At 75.0% G+C, this 17,217-nt stretch carries 13 protein-coding genes and 1 pseudogene; 6 read left to right on the top strand and 8 right to left on the bottom strand.

Annotated features, from left to right (window positions below; translation table 11 throughout):
• Positions 1 to 143: 143 nt before the first annotated feature.
• The gene (locus IG64_RS23185) at positions 144 to 1,322 is read left to right on the top strand and encodes a flavin-containing monooxygenase (RefSeq protein ID WP_037859362.1); all 1,179 of its coding nucleotides are present in this window, start codon (positions 144 to 146) and stop codon (positions 1,320 to 1,322) included.
• A gap of 63 nt (positions 1,323 to 1,385) precedes the next feature.
• On the opposite strand, the gene IG64_RS23180 is transcribed toward IG64_RS23185, so the two are convergent.
• Positions 1,386 to 2,696, bottom strand: coding sequence for an MFS transporter (locus tag IG64_RS23180; protein WP_037859359.1), 1,311 nt, complete (start codon positions 2,694 to 2,696; stop codon positions 1,386 to 1,388).
• Positions 2,697 to 2,768: 72 nt separating this feature from the next.
• Here IG64_RS23180 and IG64_RS23175 point away from each other — a divergent pair, with 72 nt between their 5' ends.
• Together IG64_RS23175 and IG64_RS23170 are read left to right on the top strand one after the other, a co-directional pair.
• Positions 2,769 to 3,980 (top strand): GlxA family transcriptional regulator, encoded by a 1,212-nt coding sequence (locus IG64_RS23175; RefSeq protein ID WP_234438595.1) that lies wholly within the window; start codon positions 2,769 to 2,771, stop codon positions 3,978 to 3,980.
• Between the two features lie 151 nt (positions 3,981 to 4,131).
• Positions 4,132 to 4,977, top strand: coding sequence for a serine hydrolase (locus IG64_RS23170; protein WP_037859352.1), 846 nt, complete (start codon positions 4,132 to 4,134; stop codon positions 4,975 to 4,977).
• Between the two features lie 421 nt (positions 4,978 to 5,398).
• On the opposite strand, the gene IG64_RS43300 is transcribed toward IG64_RS23170, so the two are convergent.
• The 3 genes from IG64_RS43300 to IG64_RS23155 form a co-directional block, all read right to left on the bottom strand.
• A complete protein-coding gene (locus tag IG64_RS43300) occupies positions 5,399 to 6,034 on the bottom strand; it encodes an ATP-binding protein (RefSeq protein ID WP_078884169.1) in 636 nt (211 codons plus the stop codon).
• Positions 6,035 to 7,086: 1,052 nt separating this feature from the next.
• Positions 7,087 to 7,599, bottom strand: coding sequence for an EF-hand domain-containing protein (locus IG64_RS23160; protein ID WP_037859349.1), 513 nt, complete (start codon positions 7,597 to 7,599; stop codon positions 7,087 to 7,089).
• 135 nt (positions 7,600 to 7,734) lie between these two features.
• Positions 7,735 to 8,103: an STAS domain-containing protein gene (locus IG64_RS23155; protein WP_037859345.1), complete on the bottom strand. Its 369-nt coding sequence runs from the start codon at positions 8,101 to 8,103 to the stop codon at positions 7,735 to 7,737.
• Positions 8,104 to 8,500: 397 nt separating this feature from the next.
• On the opposite strand from IG64_RS23155, the gene IG64_RS23150 reads away from it, so the two are divergent.
• The gene (locus IG64_RS23150; protein WP_037859344.1) at positions 8,501 to 9,094 is read left to right on the top strand and encodes a sigma-70 family RNA polymerase sigma factor; all 594 of its coding nucleotides are present in this window, start codon (positions 8,501 to 8,503) and stop codon (positions 9,092 to 9,094) included.
• 62 nt (positions 9,095 to 9,156) lie between these two features.
• Positions 9,157 to 10,314 carry a zf-HC2 domain-containing protein gene (locus tag IG64_RS23145; protein ID WP_037859432.1) on the top strand — a complete coding sequence of 386 codons (1,158 nt, stop codon included), beginning with the start codon at positions 9,157 to 9,159 and terminating at the stop codon, positions 10,312 to 10,314.
• Between the two features lie 76 nt (positions 10,315 to 10,390).
• On the opposite strand, the gene purU is transcribed toward IG64_RS23145, so the two are convergent.
• The gene (purU, locus tag IG64_RS23140) at positions 10,391 to 11,275 is read right to left on the bottom strand and encodes a formyltetrahydrofolate deformylase (RefSeq protein ID WP_037859342.1); all 885 of its coding nucleotides are present in this window, start codon (positions 11,273 to 11,275) and stop codon (positions 10,391 to 10,393) included.
• A 274-nt stretch (positions 11,276 to 11,549) separates the two neighbouring features.
• A complete protein-coding gene (locus tag IG64_RS23135; RefSeq protein WP_037859340.1) occupies positions 11,550 to 12,050 on the bottom strand; it encodes an SCO4402 family protein in 501 nt (166 codons plus the stop codon).
• A gap of 117 nt (positions 12,051 to 12,167) precedes the next feature.
• Here IG64_RS23135 and IG64_RS23130 point away from each other — a divergent pair.
• Positions 12,168 to 13,482, top strand: a pseudogene (locus IG64_RS23130) (ABC transporter substrate-binding protein).
• 154 nt (positions 13,483 to 13,636) lie between these two features.
• Here the strand turns inward: IG64_RS23130 and IG64_RS23125 are convergent.
• Both IG64_RS23125 and IG64_RS23120 read right to left on the bottom strand, forming a co-directional pair.
• Positions 13,637 to 15,496, bottom strand: coding sequence for a hypothetical protein (locus IG64_RS23125; RefSeq protein ID WP_037859339.1), 1,860 nt, complete (start codon positions 15,494 to 15,496; stop codon positions 13,637 to 13,639).
• Positions 15,497 to 15,654: 158 nt separating this feature from the next.
• Positions 15,655 to 17,040 carry a hypothetical protein gene (locus tag IG64_RS23120; protein ID WP_037859337.1) on the bottom strand — a complete coding sequence of 462 codons (1,386 nt, stop codon included), beginning with the start codon at positions 17,038 to 17,040 and terminating at the stop codon, positions 15,655 to 15,657.
• Between the last annotated feature and the right edge of the window lie 177 nt (positions 17,041 to 17,217).

Here is a 17,217-nt window from a genome sequence, read left to right as displayed (position 1 = left end):
GCCGGGCCGGCACGCCGTCGATCGGGCGCCGGACCGTCCGGGGCCCCGGCGCGACGCCCTGCACGGTCGTGCGTGACCGATCCGCAACCAATTCCGGTCTTGACCGAGACCCATCAAGCGGGGGCCTGATTACGCTCGCGCTCATGGCCGACTCCCCGTCCACCGCCTCCGCTCCCGCCCCGGAGCGCACCGACCGCCCCGTCTACGTCATCGGCGGCGGTCCCGGCGGTCTGGCCGCCGCGTACGCGCTGCGCGCGCGGGGCGTGCGCGCCGTCGTGCTGGAGCGGTCCGACCGCGTCGGGGCGTCCTGGCGGCGGCACTACGACCGCCTGCACCTGCACACCACCCGCCGGCTCTCCGCACTGCCCGGCCTGCCGATGCCGCGCCGGTTCGGCCGGTGGGTGGCCCGCGACGACGTCGTGCGGTACCTCGAGAAGTACGCCGAGCACCACGCACTGGAGATCGTGACCGGCGTCGAGGTCTCCCGCGTCGAACGCGCCCCCGACGGCACCGGCTGGCTGCTGCACGCCACCGGCGGCCGCAAGCTGACGGGCGCCGCCGTGGTGGTGGCCACCGGCTACAACCACACCCCCCGCCTGCCCGACTGGCCCGGCCGCGCCGCCTACCCCGGCACCCTGCTGCACGCCGCCGAGTACCGCTCGCCCGGCCCGTACGCCGGCCGGGACGTGCTCGTCGTCGGCATCGGCAACACCGGTGCCGAGATAGCCGTCGACCTCGTCGAGGGCGGCGCCGCACGGGTACGGCTGGCCGTGCGCACCGTCCCGCACATCCTGCGCCGGTCGACCGCCGGGTGGCCCGCGCAGTACACGGGCGTCCTGTGCCGTCGCCTGCCCGTCGCGCTCGTCGACCGGCTCGCCGGGCCGCTGACGCGGCTGAGCACGCCCGACCTGTCGGCCCACGGCCTGCCCCGCCCGGACACCGGCCTGTACTCACGGGTCGAGGAGGGCGCGATCCCCGTCCAGGACGTCGGCCTCGTCGACGCCGTGCGCGGCGGCCGGGTCGAGATCGTGGCGGCCGTCGACGGCTTCGAGGACGGCAAGGTCGTCCTCGCCGACGGCGACCGCATCGAGCCGGACGCCGTCATCGCGGCCACCGGCTACTCCCGCGGTCTGGAGCCCCTGGTGGGGCACCTGGGCGTGCTGGCTCCCGACGGCAGGCCCGTCGTCCGGGGCGCCCGCACCGCCCCGGACGCGCCCGGCCTGTACTTCACCGGCTTCACCAACCCCATCAGCGGCATGCTCCGCGAACTGGCCCGGGACGCGGAGAAGATCGCCAAGGCGGTCGCCCGCGCCCACCGCTGACACCCCCCTGGGCCCTGTCGTCACATTCCCGCCTGCCCCGCGACGGGCAGGTGACGCCAGGACCTAGGCGGCCGCCACGGCGAGGGCGCGCGGCCGGCGCCGGATCACCAGGGCCATCAGCGCGGCCGCGGCGCACAGCGCCCCGGAGGCGTACCAGACGACGTCGTACGAGCCGAAGACGTCGCGGGCGACCCCGCCGAGGTAGGCGACGAGTGCCGCGCCGACCTGGTGGGAGGCGAGGACCCAGCCGAAGACGATCGCGCTGTCCTCGCCGTAGTGCTCCCGGCACAGGGCCAGGGTGGGCGGGACCGTGGCGACCCAGTCGAGGCCGTAGAAGACGATGAAGAAGATCATGGGCGGGTGCACGCCCGGCGCGAGCAGCATGGGCAGGAAGAGCAGGGCGACACCCCGCAGCGCGTAGTAGACCGCGAGCAGCCGGCGTGGCTCGAAACGGTCGGTGAACCAGCCCGAGGCGATGGTTCCGGCCACGTCGAACACACCGACGACCGCGAGCAGCGACGCCGCTGTCGTGACGGGCATCCCGTGGTCGTGGGCGGCGGGCACGAAGTGCGTCTGGATCAGGCCGTTCGTGGAGGCACCGCAGATCGCGAAGGAGCCGGCCAGCAGCCAGAAGGGCCCGGTGCGCACCGCCGAGAACAGCACGCCGAGCGTGCGGCGGGCCGCTCCCGGCACCGGGGCCGGCTTCGGTACGAACTCCGGTGCGCCGTACGGGCGTGCGCCCACGTCCGCCGGGTGGTCGCGCAGCAGCAGCCAGACGAACGGCACGACGGCGAGCGCCGCCAGCGCCACGGTCACGGCCGCCGGACGCCAGCCGTGCGACTGGACCGTCCAGGACAGGACGGGCAGGAAGATCAGCTGGCCGGAGGCGGAGGCGGCGGTGAGGATGCCGCTGACCAGGCCGCGCCGCTCGGTGAACCAGCGGTTGGTGACCGTGGCCGCGAAGGCCAGCGCCATCGAGCCGGAGCCGAGGCCGACCAGCAGGCCCCAGCACAGCCACAGCTGCCAGGCGGCCGTCATCCACACCGTCAGGCCCGAGCCGACCGCGATCACGGTCAGCGCGACGGCGACCACCTTGCGGATGCCGAAGCGGTCCATCAGCGCGGCGGCGAAGGGCGCGGTGAGGCCGTACAGCGCGAGGTTGAGCGAGACGGCGGCCCCGATCGTGCCGCGCGACCAGCCGAACTCCTGGTGCAGCGGGTCGATGAGCAGTCCGGGCAGCGACCGGAACGCCGCCGCTCCGATGATGGTCACGAAGGTGACGGCGGCGACGAACCACGCGCGGTGCACGCGCGCCCTGCGCCGGGGCGGTGTCCGGGCCTCGGTGTCGAGAGCAGATTCCGTTGTCTGGGTCACGTCACTCAGCTTCGCGGGGCGGCCCCGCGCCCATCGAGTGGCCCGAAGGCCAGCATTCACTAAGATCGGGCCATGGAATCCGACACGGCTCCGGCTCCGGCTCCGGCTCCGGCTCCGGCTCCGGCTCCGGCTCCGGCTCCGGCTCCGGCTCCGGCTCAGCACACCACCCTCGCGCCGCCTGCGGGCGCGAGCCCCTCCGCCGATGCGCCCCCGGCCCCCGGGGCGAACCCCTACGACGGCGCGGCCCCGACGCCCGGCAGGGCCCTCTCCCCCGCCCCCGTCCCTCCGTCCGGGCAGTTCTCTCCGCACCGCGTGGTCGTCCTCGCGCTCGACGGGCTGCTCCCCTTCGAGCTGGGGATCCCGCACCGGATCTTCGGGCGCCCCCAGGACGCCGCGGGCCGGCCGCTGTACGAGGTCGTCACCTGCTCCGTCCGGCCGCCGGGCCCGGTGCGGACGGACGCCGACTTCTCGATCGTCGTCGCGCACGGACCGGAGGCCCTGGCCACCGCCGACACCGTGATCGTCCCGGCGTCCTACGAGCGGGGCAGGCTCTACGAGGAGGGCACGCTGCCCGAGGACCTGGCCGCCGCCCTCGCGCACATCCGGCCCGGCACCCGGCTCGCCTCCATCTGCACCGGCGTGTACGTGCTGGCCGCCGCCGGCTACCTGGACGGCCGCCCCGCGACCACCCACTGGGCCGACGCCGAGCGCTTCCAGCGCCTCTTCCCGCACATCGACGTCGACGCGGACGTCCTCTTCATCGACGACGGCGACGTCCTGACCTCCGCGGGGGTCGCCGCCGGGATCGACCTGTGCCTGCACATGGTGCGCCGCGACCACGGCACCGCGGTCGCCAACGACGTGGCCCGCCGCACGGTCGTGCCGCCGCACCGCGACGGCGGGCAGGCGCAGTACATCCACCGGCCGCTGCCGGACCCGCAACTGGCCACCACGACCAACGCCCGCGCCTGGGCGCTGGGACGGCTGCACGAGCCGATCCAGCTGCGCGACATGGCCGAGCAGGAGGCGATGTCGGTGCGGACCTTCACCCGGCGCTTCCGCGAGGAGGCCGGGATCAGCCCGGGGCAGTGGCTCGCCCAGCAGCGCGTCGAACGGGCCCGGCACCTGCTGGAGTCCACGGACCTGTCCGTGGACCAGGTGGCCCGGCGGGCGGGCTTCGGTACGGCGCAGTCGATGCGGCAGCACCTCCAGGCGGCCCTCGGCGTGACCCCGACCGCCTACCGGCGCACCTTCCGGGTCGGGGGCGCCGGCCGGCCCGCCTGACCTCTCCAGCCCGTCCCCCCTCGTTCCCCTCGCCCTCTCCGACGCACAGCGTCCCTCCCCTTCTATGGCCCTTCTCACAATCCAGGCGAAAAGGGGATTTCGGTGACGGGAGTCACCGACCGACGGCGGGTGTTCTGTCTATGTTTCGGCCATGCTGAAACGCTTGCGCTCCCTGCCGCGCCCCTCGCGGACCGGCGCCCTCCTCGCCTCCGCCGCGGCCCTGCTGTCCGCCGGCGTCCTGGGCGCCGCCGCACCGGCGCAGGCGCAGGACCAGGCCCCGGACCGGTCCCGCGTGACGGCGGCGGTGCTCCCCTTGGACGGCTCCGGACGCGAACCCGCCGTGTACGGCGACGACGTCCCCTACGACACCGCCAGCATCATCAAGGTCGACATCCTCGCGACGGCGCTGCTCCAGGCGCAGGACGCGGGGCGGACCCTGACCGCGCAGGAGCGCGCCTACGCCGAGCCCATGATCCGGCACAGCGACAACGCGGCGGCGAACGCCCTGTGGCGCCGGATCGGCCGCGCGCCGGGGCTGGAGGCGGCCAACAAGCGGCTCGGGCTGACCGCGACGAAGGGCGGACCGGGCGCCAAGTGGGGCCTGACCCGGACGACGGCCAGCGACCAGATCCGGCTGCTGCGCGCGGTGTTCGACACGGGCGCCGCCGGCGGAACGGACGCGCGCGCGGGTACCGGCGGTGCGCTGAACGCCGGCTCCCGCGCCTACATCCGGACCCTGATGAACACGGTGGAACCGGAGCAGGCCTGGGGCGTCTCGGCGGCCGGGACGCCGTCGGCCACGGCACTGAAGAACGGGTGGCTCCAGCGCAGCACCTCCGGCCTGTGGGACGTCAACAGCGTCGGCCGCATCACGGTGGACGGGCACCGCTACCTGGTGGCGGTCCTCTCCGACGGCAACGCCTCGATGGGCGAGGGCGTCTCCCTGGTCCAGCGGACGGCGCGCGCCGCCGTCTCGTCGACGGTGTCCGGACACTGACGCCGTACGGTCCGGTGCCCCGACGCCGTACGGTCCGAGCCGTGTGCCGTCCACAGGCTGTGGACGGCGGGTTCCGGGTGGCGGCGCGCCCATGCCTGCCCCGAGCACGACACCGCGCGCCGCCATCCGGCTCCGGCGCCCCGGCCCCACCCCCCTCGCTCCTGACGGGACCGGTCGGCGCCGACCTCACGACTCACACTCGTCGAGGGCTCCGGTTGCGGGCACCCTCGACGTCCCCTCACGGCGAATCGCTGCCCCAAGCGTGATCAAACGGACACGGTCCGTCAACAGCCGTCTGGCGATTTGCCCGTTGTGCCGGGATCGCAACGGGCGCGCACGGAAGCACCCCCGGCGCACGGCCTCCCGGCCGGCCCGGAGCCGGTGACGGAACCGGCCCCTCCGGTCGTGTCCGGACCGGGGCTCACACCACCTCGTACCGCAGCCCTGCGCGGACCGCGCCCGGACAGGCGGTGAGACCCTCGCCCAGGAACCGGACGAGACCCATGCTCCAGTGACCGGTGAGCCCCGTGCCGGGCTGACCGGCGAGGCCCACGCCCCGGTAGGCCGCCGCCTCCAGCCCGGTTCCGCCGCACACCGGCGCCTGGCCCCCGCAGGCCGCGGGCACCGCGGTCACCGTCGTGGGCACCGCCGTCACCGCCGGGGGCGGCGGCGGACAGCGGTCCAGTTCGCACCAGATGCGCTTGCCCGCGCCCTCGGCGCTCCAGCCCCAGCGGTCGGCCAGCCCGTCGACCAGGGCGAGTCCCCGGCCGTTCGTGGCCTCGTCGCCCGCGCAACGCGGTTGCGGGGCGCAGGTGCTGGCGTCGGCGACCTCCAGGCGCACGGTGGCCGCGTCGGCCGCCGCGCCGGGCAGCGAGAGTCTCAGGACGGCCGGACAACCGGTGTGCACCACCGCGTTGGTGACCAGCTCGGAGACGAGCAGGACCAGCGTCTCGGCGAGCGGCTCGTCGGCCGCTATCCCCGACCGGGCCAGACGCGAACGGGCCCACTCGCGGGCCCGCCCCACCTCCGCGGGGTCGGGCCGGATCTCCAGCTGCACTTGAAGCACCTGCACCGCTCACACCATCCGAACCGGCGGACCCGTGACCCCGCGCCGGACGGGGCCACGATCACAGCCATTCTCTGCATGGCCAGAACAACGGCCAGAGCAAGGGTCACGGACTGTGACTCCCTTGCGAGCCAGCATGGTTGACGTACCGTCACCGCAACAAGCGCTTCGGGCATATTCCCGCGCGAAGGAGTACCCGTGCGGCATACTGTGCGACGCCCGCCGCGGGGAGTCGCACAAGTGGGCGGGACGGGCCGCCCGACCTCGCGAACAGCGGCACGCACCGCCGGATCCGGAGTCGCCGCTCGGGCAACACCGCGACCACCGGCCATCGGAACCACTCGCATCCCACACAAGGTACCCGAGCGGGGCGGCGACTCCGGGACGTGACGAGACCTGTCCGGGACCGCCTTCCGGAGGCGACTCTCCGTGATCAAGGTGGGCCGCGGGTCCGCGAGGACCGGAGCGCGAGCGGCCGGACGGCACGATGGGCACGGAGACGCGCGGCATTCCGGCACCGGGGCCGGCTCCGGGCGCCCCTCACTCCGCGTCGCGGGAGCGCCGGGGCGGGACCGGCCGCGCCGCCCGCCGGGAGCGGCGGGCGGGGCGGAGGACTGCCTGGTGAGACCGGTGCGGGCAGCGCGGTGTCCCCGGAGCGGGAAGGGGCGGGGCGCACCGGTGGGTCCGCCGCGCGCCGTACGGACCGCCTCGGCTCCCACCGGGTGATCCGGACGCCGGTGCCGAGGGCGGCGCGCCGCGCCCGCCCGTGCGCCGGGCCGCACCGGACCCCGGCGCACGGGCCCGCGCACGCCTGCCGCACCACCGTTGAACCCGCGCGGGCCGCCGCGAACTCCTCGCGCGGCCGGGCGTGTTGCCCTCCCCGCTCGCACACCCGCGCGACCCAGGCGCCGGTTCGACCGTACGGCCGTACGGTCCGCGGGCGTACGGTCTGCCGGAGCGCGCGGTCCACGGACGTACGGTCACCCGCGGCCGTGCGCGGCAGGGAGACGGGGCCGGGGCTCCCCGGCCGGGGCGGTCCGGTACTACTCGGTGACGGTGAAGTAGCGGGCGAACGCGGGCACGATCTCCTGTTCGCGCACCTGGCCGTCGGTGTCGGTGTCGAGCACGGCGGCGGTCGCCCGCGCCACCTCCTCGGGCACCCCGAGTGCCCTGAGCACCCGCACGGTGTCCTCGACGGCGACGGCGCCGTCGCCGTCGGTGTCCGCGACGGCCAGGGCGGCGTGCAGGAAGGGGCGCGCGATCTCCGCGAACCGCCCGGGGTTGTCGCGCAGCCGCTTGACCGCGCCGGTGACGAACTCCTCGCGGGTGATGCGCTGGTCACCGTCCCGGTCGGCGATCCCCGCCATGCCCTGCCAGAAGGCCTCCGCGCCGGCGTAGAGGGCCTGGCCCTTGTCGGAGCGGGCGGCGGTGTGGAACTCGGCGAGCAGCGCCTTGGCCGCCATGCTGAAGTCCTCGCGGTCGATGTAGCCGTTGCCGTCCTGGTCGAAGGTGGCGAACCGGGCCCCGATCCTGCGCTCGTACTCGCTGCTGACCATGTCTTCTCGGGCCGCCTCACGTCTGGGGGTGCACTTGGCACGGAGCGTACGACGCGGGCGGCCGTCCGGGGACGGGAAAGCCACGGTTGTGCCAGGACCGGGTGAATTCCGGGACACGGCCGTGCGACGGGAGGCTCAGGCGGACAGGGGTTCCTCGTCGACGGCCGACGCCAGGTCGGGGTAGACGTCGAAGAGGCGGCGGACGCCGAGGGCGCCGAGCACACGGTTGACGTGGGATCCCTCGACCGCACCACCGGCGGGCAGGATCAGCCGCAGCCGGCCCTGGCAGGAACGGATCAGGCGGCGGGCGGCGATGAGCACGCCGACGCCGCTGGAGTCGCAGAAGAAGACGTCCGAGAGGTCCAGCACGAGGTCGTGCCGGCCCTCGGCCACCACCGCGTGGATGCGCTGCCGCAGCACCGGGGAGGTCACCAGGTCCAGTTCGCCCGCGACCCTGAGCACGCTCCACCCGCCCTGCCCGTCGCCGGTCACGTTCAACACCACGGCCTGCCCTCCGCTCGCCGGATCTTCCCCGGAACCGCCCGGAAACGGAAGCAGTTCCTACGCTTCTTTCCGCGCGGCTGCCCAGCGGCCGTTCCCCCAAACACCGCCCAGCAAACGACCATGGTGCGTTGAAGGACTCGTTTCGGTCATCTTCCGTCGCGTTCGATCAGAGTTGATCCGAAACAGAAGGGTATAAGGGGTAACCACCTGCCCGCGCCCCCACCGTGCCCCCTCCACGCGCCCCTTTACCACCTGGGGCTCTTCAGGGGGCGCACATCGCCACAAAGGGGCGTGCGCGGGCGAACGTGCCGACTACATTCGAGGAGATCAGGCAGACACGCTGGACCAGGGACCGGCCGGGCGGCGGCACGGCACGGCCGGGCGTGAAGGGGGCCGCATGACGAAGACGGACGCACCGCCCCGCTGGGACCGCAGGATGCAGCAGCGGCTGGTGCACGGAGAGGCCGCCGCCCTCGGCGAGCTGTACGACCGGTTCGCCTCGCTCGTGCACGGGCTCGCCCGCCGCGTGCTCGGGGACGAACAGGCTGCCGACAGCATCACCCGCGAGGTCTTCGCACAGGTCTGGCAGCATCCCGACGCCTACGATCCCGCCCAGGGCCCGCTGCGCTCCTGGGTGGCCGCGCTGGCCCACCGGCTCGCCGTACAGCGCCTGCGCGTCACCGAGACCGCCGCGCCGGCCGCCGGCGGCACGGGTTCACCGGAGGAACTGGAGCACAAGGTGCGCCGGGCCTCCGTGGCCGCCCGCGCCGACCACATCGTCCACTCCATGCCGGCCCCGCTGCGCGCCGCCCTCGAACTGGCCTGCTTCCAGCGGTGCGACTACCGGCAGACCGCCGCGGCCCTCGGCGTGGGCGAGGACGAGGCCCGCCGGCGCCTGCGCCTGGGCCTGCAACTGCTGTCCACCGCCCACGACGCCGGGCGCGGCACCGGCGGCCCCGGCGCACCGCCCGGACCCGGGGGTGCGGCATGAGCGGGACCGGCGGGCCGGCGCCGTCCGGCCGGGGAGGACCGACCGGGCAGAAGGACCCGGCCGTGCTGGAGCATCACGTCCTGAAGTCGCTCCTCGGAGCCTGGGCACTGGCCGCCTGCTCGCCGGAGGAGACGACGGCCGTCCAGGAGCACCTGGGCGGCTGCGGCGACTGCGCGGACGAGGCGCTGCGGCTGCGGGACGCGGTCGGCCTGCTGCACCGGCCCGACAGCCTCGACCTGGATCCCGGGCTGCGCGCCCGGGTCCTGGACGCCTGTCTGGAACGGAGGCCGGCGCGCGTGCCGGTCCCCGGGTGGGCGGCGCCCTACGACGCGGAGACCGCGCGCCTGGACGCGCTGCTGCAGGACATCGGGGACGCCGAGTGGCACGCGCCGGTGCGGCTGCGGTGGTTCGAGGGCGGACGGCAGGTGAGCCGCCGTACGACGGTCGCCGGGGTCGTCGCGCATCTGATGAGCGTCGACGGGCTCGTCGCGGGCGCGCTCGGGCTGGAGGACCCGCTCGGGGGCCTGCCCGCGGCCGGCCCGACGCCCGCGGCCAGCGCCGAGGCGTACTGCCGGGCGGCGCACCCGCCGCAGACCCACGCCGTCCGCAGACCCTGGCGGGACCGGACCCACGCCATCGTCCGCGCGGCGTCCTGTGCCGGAGGGGACACGGGGGCGGGTGCGGCCGGCGGGGCGGGCGGGGCCGCGAGTTCCTGCGGGCCGCCGGCGGTGCCGTACGGCGGCGGTCCCGCGCTGCCGCTGCGGGACGCGCTGCTCGACCGGGCCTTCGCGTGCTGGATCCACGCGGAGGACGTCGCGGAGGCGGTGGACTACCCCTACGATCCGCCCGCCCCGCGGCATCTGCACGCGATGATCGATCTCGCGGCCCGATCCCTGCCGGGGGTGCTCGCCGCCCGGCGCCGGGCGGGCCTCGCGGCGCCCGCCCGCACCCGGCACCTGGTGCCGGCGGGCCGGCCCGGGCGCAGCCTGCGGCTGGAGATCGAGGGGAGGGGCGGCGGCGAGTGGCTGATCCCGCTCGACTCACCGGGCGCGACGGGTTCCGCGGAGCACCAGGTGGCCCATGTCGCGCTGGACGGGGTCGAGTTCTGCCGGCTCGCGGCCGGGCACGTCGCGCCACGCGAGGCGGCGGCCGGCCAGGCCGGCGACGCCGACGCGATCAGCGACGTGCTGCACGCGGCGGCGTCCCTGAGCCGGCTGTGACGGCGCCGGGCGGACAACGCCGAAGACGGGCGTGCCGCCCCCGCGTCCGGGGCACGATCCGCAGGGCAGGGCCCGGCTAGGCGAAGACCACCGTGCGCCGGCCGTTGAGCAGGATGCGGTGCTCGGCGTGCCACTTGACCGCGCGGGCCAGGGCCTGGCACTCCACGTCCCGGCCGATCGCGACGAGCTGGTCGGGGGTGACGCCGTGGCCGACCCGTTCGACCTCCTGCTCGATGATCGGGCCCTCGTCGAGGTCGGCGGTGACGTAGTGCGCGGTCGCGCCGATCAGCTTCACGCCCCGGGCGTGCGCCTGGTGGTACGGCTTGGCGCCCTTGAAGCTCGGGAGGAAGGAGTGGTGGATGTTGATGATCCGGCCGCTGAGCTGCTTGCACAGGTCGTCGGAGAGGACCTGCATGTAGCGGGCGAGGACCACCAGTTCGACGTTCTCCTCGCGCACGATCTCCAGCAGCCGCGCCTCGGCCTCGGCCTTGGTGTCCCGGGTCACCGGAATGTGATGGAACGGGATGTTGTACGACCCCACCAGCTCGGCGAAGTCCGTGTGGTTCGACACCACCGCGGCGATCTCCACCGGCAGCGCGCCGGTCCGCGCGCGGAAGAGCAGGTCGTTCAGGCAGTGCCCGAACCTGCTCACCATCAGCACGATCCGCATCTTCGTCTCGGCCGGGTGCAGCTGCCAGTCCATGCCGAAGGAGTCGCCGACCGCCGCGAAGCTGGCGCGCAGCTTCTCCACGGTCACCGAGGACTCGGCGGAGAAGTGGACCCGCATGAAGAACAGTCCCGTGTCCTGGTCACCGAACTGCTGGCTGTCCACGATGTTGCAGCCGGTCATGAACAAGTAGCTCGACACGGCGTGCACGATGCCCTTTTTGTCCGGGCAGGAGAGGGTCAGCAGGTACTGGTCGGCCGGGGCCGTCGCGGATACGGGGGACTGCTCAGTCATGCAGGACAGGGTCCCACACGGGCGCCCCGCCGCGGACGTCCGTCCGCAGGACGGGACGGTGCCGCGCCCGCGGCCGGCGGCCCGACGCCGTACGACGCGCGGGCCGAAAGCCGCGTGGCGAGCGGACCGAATCCGTGTGGCGTGCGGACCGAGAACCGCATGACGAGCGGGCCGAAAGCCGCGTGAGGCGCGGACCGAAGGCCGGGTGTCCCGGGGGCCGAAGGCCGTGTGGCGAGCGGACCGAAAGCCGCGTGGCGCGCGGGTGCCGCGCCGGCTACGCGGCGCGGGTCATGAGGCGCAAAACCTCCAGGCTGCGCGGCGGGGTGTCCGGGTCGTCACCGTCACTGGCCGCCAGGCGCAGGTGCGCGTCGCGCGCCGCCCGCACCGCCTCCGGCCAGCCGTGGTGTTCGAGGTACGCGGCCACCGGCGCGTCCGGCCCGACCTGGTGCATGATCCGCAGCACCCGCAGCACGGCCGTGTCGACGAGCGCCGCCTCCTGCGAGTCCCGGAAGATCGTGCCGACGTACTTCTCGGCGGACCAGTTGTCCAGCCAGGTGTCCTCGACCAGGCGGTAGACGGCGTCGGTGACGTCGCCGTACCCCTCGACGCCCGCCAGCCAGACGTCCCGCTGGAACACCGGGTCGGAGAGCATGTGCAGCGCGGAGCGCACATTGCTGCGCCAGCGCCACCACGGCATGTCGTTGAGTGGCATGCCGCCCATGGTGGAGGAGCGGCGGCCGCGACGGGAAGAGTTCTCCGAACCTTGCACGGTCATCGATCGTACGTTCTCCTCACCGGCGTCCCCGCCGCCCCCCGCAATTCACCTTCGCGTCACCCATTGTCGGCCATGGGTCACTCCCGGGTTAGGGATGTGCCGGAATCGTGCCGTTGCATGACCGGCAGGCGACTCAGGCGCAACGCATCCCTCCCCGCACCCGCGCGGGCCGCCGGACCGAGGCGGCACCTGCTCACCGCGGGCGCCCTGGCGGCGTGCGCGTCGCTCTCCGCCGGCTGCGGTGTCGTCCCCGGTGCCACGGGGGGCTCCGGGGACGGCACCGTCACCGTGATGACCTGGGCGCCGGACGGCACCCCGGCGACCAACAAACCCGGCATGCCCGCCATGGCCCGCGCCTACGCCCGCTGGGTCAACGCCGCGGGCGGCATCGCCGGGCACAAGCTCAAGGTCGTGACCTGCAACGACAGCAACGACACGCGTGGCCGCCGCCAAGTGCGCCCGGCTCGCCGTCAAAGAGGACGTCGCCGCCGTCGTCGGCTCCTACAGCCAGTACAGCGACTCCTTCTTCCCGCCGCTGGAGAGCGCGGGCATCCCCTACATCGGCGGGTACGGCGTCACCACCGCCGAGTTCACCCGCGCCCTGTCCTATCCCGTCAACGGCGGGCAGCCCGCCCTGCTGGTCGGCCTCGGCCGGGTGCTCGCCCCGCGCTGCGGTCCGGTCGCCCTGGTCCGGCCCGACAGCATCGCGGGCGACGAGCTGCCCGGCCTGCTCGACGCCGGACTGAAGGCCGGCGGCCACGGCCGGGCCCACGACCAACTGGCCGCCGAGGACGCCACCGAGTACTCCGGGGAGGCGGCGAAGGCCCTGGCGCAGGCGTCCGCCGTGCCGGGGAGGAAGGGCTGTGTGGTCCCGGCCCTGGGCGAGCGCACCAACATCTTCATGGACTCCTTCCGCCGGGCCCGCCAGGAGTACCCGGCGGTACGCACCGCCGCCGTGCTCGGCAGCGTGGACCAGACCGTGATCGACGCGAGCGGCGGGGCCTCGGGGCCCTACGAGGGGGCGTCCATCACCGGCTGGTACCCGGTCGCGGACGACCCCCGCTGGGACGCGATGAAGAAGGTGATCAACGCGCAGGCCTTCGGTGACAACCGCGTGGACCCCACCGACGCCGGGGTGCAGACCACGTGGATCGCGTACACCGTCCTGCGCGCCGTCCTGGAGCGGATCGGCTCCGGGCCGGTGAACGCCGACACCGTACGGCGCACCCTCGACTCCGGACTGGCCGTCGACACGGGCGGGCTGACCCCGCGGCTGCGGTGGCCCCTGTCGGGCCCCTTCGCCTCCACCGGCTTCGCCCGCCTGGCCAACGCCGACGTGACCCTCCAGGTGGTGCGCGGGGGCCGCCTGGTGTCGGCCACCAAGGGATTCGTCGACGTGACGAAGACGCTCCAGGACGCGGACACGGACTGAACGGCCGCCGCGGCCGGGGGACGCTGGTCAGCACCGGGCTCGGAGCCGGGCCGGGTCCGGCGGGGCCGGATCCGGGGGCCGGGCCGGGTTCAGAGCCGGGCCGGACCCGTAGCCGGTGCGGGCCCGCAGGGGCCGCCCCAGCGCACGGCCGGGCTCAGAGCTGGGTCGGCTGGCGTTCGGTGAGGCCGTACTTCTTCGCGATGACGTTCCACAGCCGGGCGGCCTTGGCCTTCTGCGCGCTGGCCACGCCGCTCTGCTGGTTGCCGGCCTTGGCGTGGCTGGTGATGCGCGCGTGGCCCTTCTGGCACCCCTTCTTGCCGTGCGTCTGGTCGGCCCAGGCCGCGTAGTGCTGGTCGGCCGACTGGGACGCCTTCCAGGCGCTGGTGAGCGCGCTGGTCAGCGCGGCGTGTTCGGGCAGCTTGTCCACGGGCAGCGACCCCAGCCGCGTCACCAGCTCGCCGCGCTGCCTGGCGGCGGCGCGCAGGTCGGAGGCCGCCCCGCCGAGGTTGTCGCACCCCTTGACGTCGGCCACCGCCTTGATCACGGACGCGCGGCTGCTGCCGCTGTCGGCCAGCAGCTTGTCCAGCGCGACGGCCTGCTGCCGGGCCGGGTCCGCGGCGGGCGCCGAACTGGCACCGCCGGTGGAAGGAGCGGCCGAGGAGACGCCGGCGGCCTTCTCGGTGTGCTGACCGCCGTCACCGCCACCGCCGCCGCTGAGCAGCGCACCGGCGCCCACGCCGAGGGCGACGATGCCGACGCCCACGGCCGCGATCAGCGGAACCCGCGAGCGCGTCCGGCGACCGCCGCCGTCCCCGCCTCCGGCGGCCGGCTGCCCGGCGAACTGCGGCTGACCCGGGCCGCCGGGACCCCCCGGGCCGGGCTGGACGGGCGGGGCGCCGGCGCGACCGCCGGGACCCGGACGGCCGTCGTACGGCTGCTGGAAGCGCGGTATCTGCTGGGTGGCCGGCGCCCCGCCGCCCGCGCCGTCGCGGAAGAGGCTGTCGAACTCGGCGGGCGTCTGCCGCCCACCGGGAGCGCCGGGGCCGCCGGGGCCCGCGCCGTACGGCGCCGCCGGCCCGCCCGCCTGGGCGTCCACCGGCGCGATGAACTGGGTGGCCTCGGCGTCCGGCCCGGCGCCGGGCGCGCCGCCGCCCTGCGGCACATGCCCCAGGAACCGGGTCGAGGGGTCACCGGACGTCTCCGGCGGCATGGCGCCCGCCGGCACCGGCGGTATGTACTGCGTCGCGCCCTCGTCCGCCGGTGCGGCGGGCACCGGCGGCAGGAACTGCGTGGCCCCCTCGTCCGCCGGCACGGCGGGCACCGGCGGCAGGAACTGGGTCGCGCCCTCGTCCGCGGGCGCCCCGCGGCCGCCCTGCCCGGCGGCCGGAAGACCGTAGGGCGCCGGGCCCGCGGGCGGCAGCGGGGCGCCGCCGGACCGCGGGGTGCCGTACGGGCCCGGACCCGCCGGGGGCAGCGGCGCGGCCTGCCCGGGGGCACCCTGCTGCGGCTGGTACTGATGCTGATGGGGTTGATGCGGCTGCTGCTGGTGCGGCGGGAACCCGTGGTCCGCCCCCTGGAACCCCTGGTTCTGCTGGTACGGCGGCTGAGCGCCGCCGCTCTGGGTGCCGTACGCCGGGGCCGGGGCGCCCTCCGGGGGGAGCGGGCCCGCGCCCGCCGCACCGGGGCCGCCGGGCTGTCCCTGGGCGTCCCACCGGGCCGGCGGAGTCTGCGAGGAGGACGGGGCGGCGCCCCAGGCCTGGGCGGACGGTGTCTGCCAGTCCTGTCCGGACGGCTGCGGCGGCGCCTGCTCCGCGCCCGGCCCCCACGGCTGGCCCCAGGCCTGGCCACCGGCCGGCGCGTGGGCCGGACCCTGCCCGGCGGGCTGCGCGGGTGTCAGACCGCCCGGACCGCCCGTCGTGCCCGGCAGCAGGGGCTGCCCACCGTCGGAAGGCAGCACGATGCCTTCGCGCGCGGGCCGCGCCGAGGGCTCCTCGCCCTGTCCACTCTGCGTCACCGGGACTCCTACGAATGGGGGACTTGCGGAATCGTCGGCTCACGCTACCGGGTCCCCGGAGCCCGGTGCTACGCAGCACAGGACGCGACCTCCTTCCCTGCCCCTCCGGTGACGAAACCCACGCGCGGCGCGCTGTGGTCCGGCTCACCGCACGCGGCTCAGGCCGCCATCTGCACCTCCAGCCTGGCCCCGAACTCCCTGACGACCGCCTCGTCCCGGTACGGATCGAGGCGCTGCTGGAAGTCCTCCAGGTACTCCGCCCCCCGGTTGGACCTCAGCGTCTCCAGCAGGTCCACCGCCTTCAGACCGGTGGTGCAGGCCTGTTCGATCTCGCGCTGCTGCACCTGCGCCGTGGCGAGGAGCACGTACCCGATGGCCCGGCGCCTGGCCCGCGTCACCGGATGGCTCGCCAGCGCCTGTTCCGCGTACCGCGCGGCGGTCTCCGCCTGCCCCAGGTCCCGGTGGCAGTGCGCCAACTCGTCGGCCAGGTAGGCCTCGTCGAAGTGCGCGATCCAGGCGGGATCGTCCCCGGAGTCCGCCGCGGCCCGCTCCAGCGCGCCCACTGCGCGCCCGGACGACACCTGCGCCGCCCGCGCGTCCCCCAGCAGCGCGTGCCCGCGCGCCTCCGCGGCGTGGAACATCGCCTCCGCGCGCGGGGTCACACGCCCGCGCGCCCCCTCCTGCGCCGCCCGCGCCAACTGGGCGATCTCCCGCGGGTTCCCGAGCTGGGCGGCGAGGTGACTCATGGAGGCGGCCAGCACATAGCCGCCGTAACCGCGGTCCCCGGCCGCCTGGGCGAGCCGCAGCGCCTGGATGTAGTAGCGCTGGGCGAGGCCGGGTTGCCCGGTGTCCACGGCCATGTATCCGGCCAGTTCCGTCAACCGCGCCACCGCGGCGAAGAGATCGCGGCCCACCGCCTCCCGGTACGACCCGGCCAGCAGGCCGGAGACGACACTGTTGAGGTAGTGCACCACCACCGGGCGCACGTGCCCGCTGCCGTAACTGTGGTCCAGGTCGACGAGCGCCTGGGTCATGGCCCGTACCGCCGCCACGTCCGACTGCCCCACGCGGGGGCCCGCCGAGCGCGCGACCTGCCCGTCCGGCGCGGTGATCAGCCAGTCGCGGCTCGGCTCCACCAGCGCCGAGGCGGCGACGGAGGAGCCGGACAGGAAGTCACGGCGGCCCACGTCGCTGCGCCACAGTTCGCAGACCTGCTCGATGGCCCCCACCACCGTCGGCGAGAACTGGAGACCCACGCCCGAGGCGAGGTTCTTGCCGTTGGCCATGCCGATCTCGTCGATCGTGACCGTACGGCCGAGTTTGCGGCCCAGTGCCTCGGCGATGACCGCCGGGGCCCGCCCCCGCGGCTGCTGCCCGCGCAGCCAGCGCGCCACGGAGGTCTTGTCGTACCGCAGGTCGAGGCCGTGCTCGGCGCCGCACATGTTGACCCGGCGGGCCAGCCCGGCGTTGGAGCAGCCCGCTTCCTGAATGAGCGCCTGCAGCCGTTCGTTCGGCTGCCGCGCGACGAGAGGCCTGGCGGCCATGGCGTAAACCCCCTGCTTTCTGGCGGCTCGCGTGGCTGCGGTGCCCTGCCCACGCACCGACGTTGACGTGTCCTGCGCGGCCGGATCCCGCCGTGTTCCGGCGGAGTTGTCCTGCCGTGAAGATCAATGCCCCACGGACATAACGAAAATGCGGGACATGCGAAGATTGCCGGAACA

It is taken from the genome of Streptomyces sp. NRRL S-340, assembly GCF_000720185.1.
Taxonomy (GTDB): Bacteria; Actinomycetota; Actinomycetes; order Streptomycetales; family Streptomycetaceae; genus Streptomyces.
Note: the sequence above shows the minus strand (reverse complement) of the source record. Positions and strands in the feature narration are given on the sequence as shown.

Bases quoted from the DNA above. Each gene is read 5' to 3' on its own strand.
- IG64_RS23120 (WP_037859337.1), bottom strand. From the start codon at position 17,040: ATGGCCGCCAGGCCTCTCGTCGCGCGGCAGCCGAACGAACGGCTGCAG.
- IG64_RS23160 (WP_037859349.1), bottom strand. From the start codon at position 7,599: ATGGTCAGCAGCGAGTACGAGCGCAGGATCGGGGCCCGGTTCGCCACC.
- IG64_RS23185 (WP_037859362.1), top strand. From the start codon at position 144: ATGGCCGACTCCCCGTCCACCGCCTCCGCTCCCGCCCCGGAGCGCACC.
- IG64_RS23135 (WP_037859340.1), bottom strand. From the start codon at position 12,050: ATGACCGTGCAAGGTTCGGAGAACTCTTCCCGTCGCGGCCGCCGCTCC.
- IG64_RS23150 (WP_037859344.1), top strand. From the start codon at position 8,501: ATGACGAAGACGGACGCACCGCCCCGCTGGGACCGCAGGATGCAGCAG.
- purU (WP_037859342.1), bottom strand. From the start codon at position 11,275: ATGACTGAGCAGTCCCCCGTATCCGCGACGGCCCCGGCCGACCAGTAC.
- IG64_RS23170 (WP_037859352.1), top strand. From the start codon at position 4,132: ATGCTGAAACGCTTGCGCTCCCTGCCGCGCCCCTCGCGGACCGGCGCC.
- IG64_RS23175 (WP_234438595.1), top strand. From the start codon at position 2,769: ATGGAATCCGACACGGCTCCGGCTCCGGCTCCGGCTCCGGCTCCGGCT.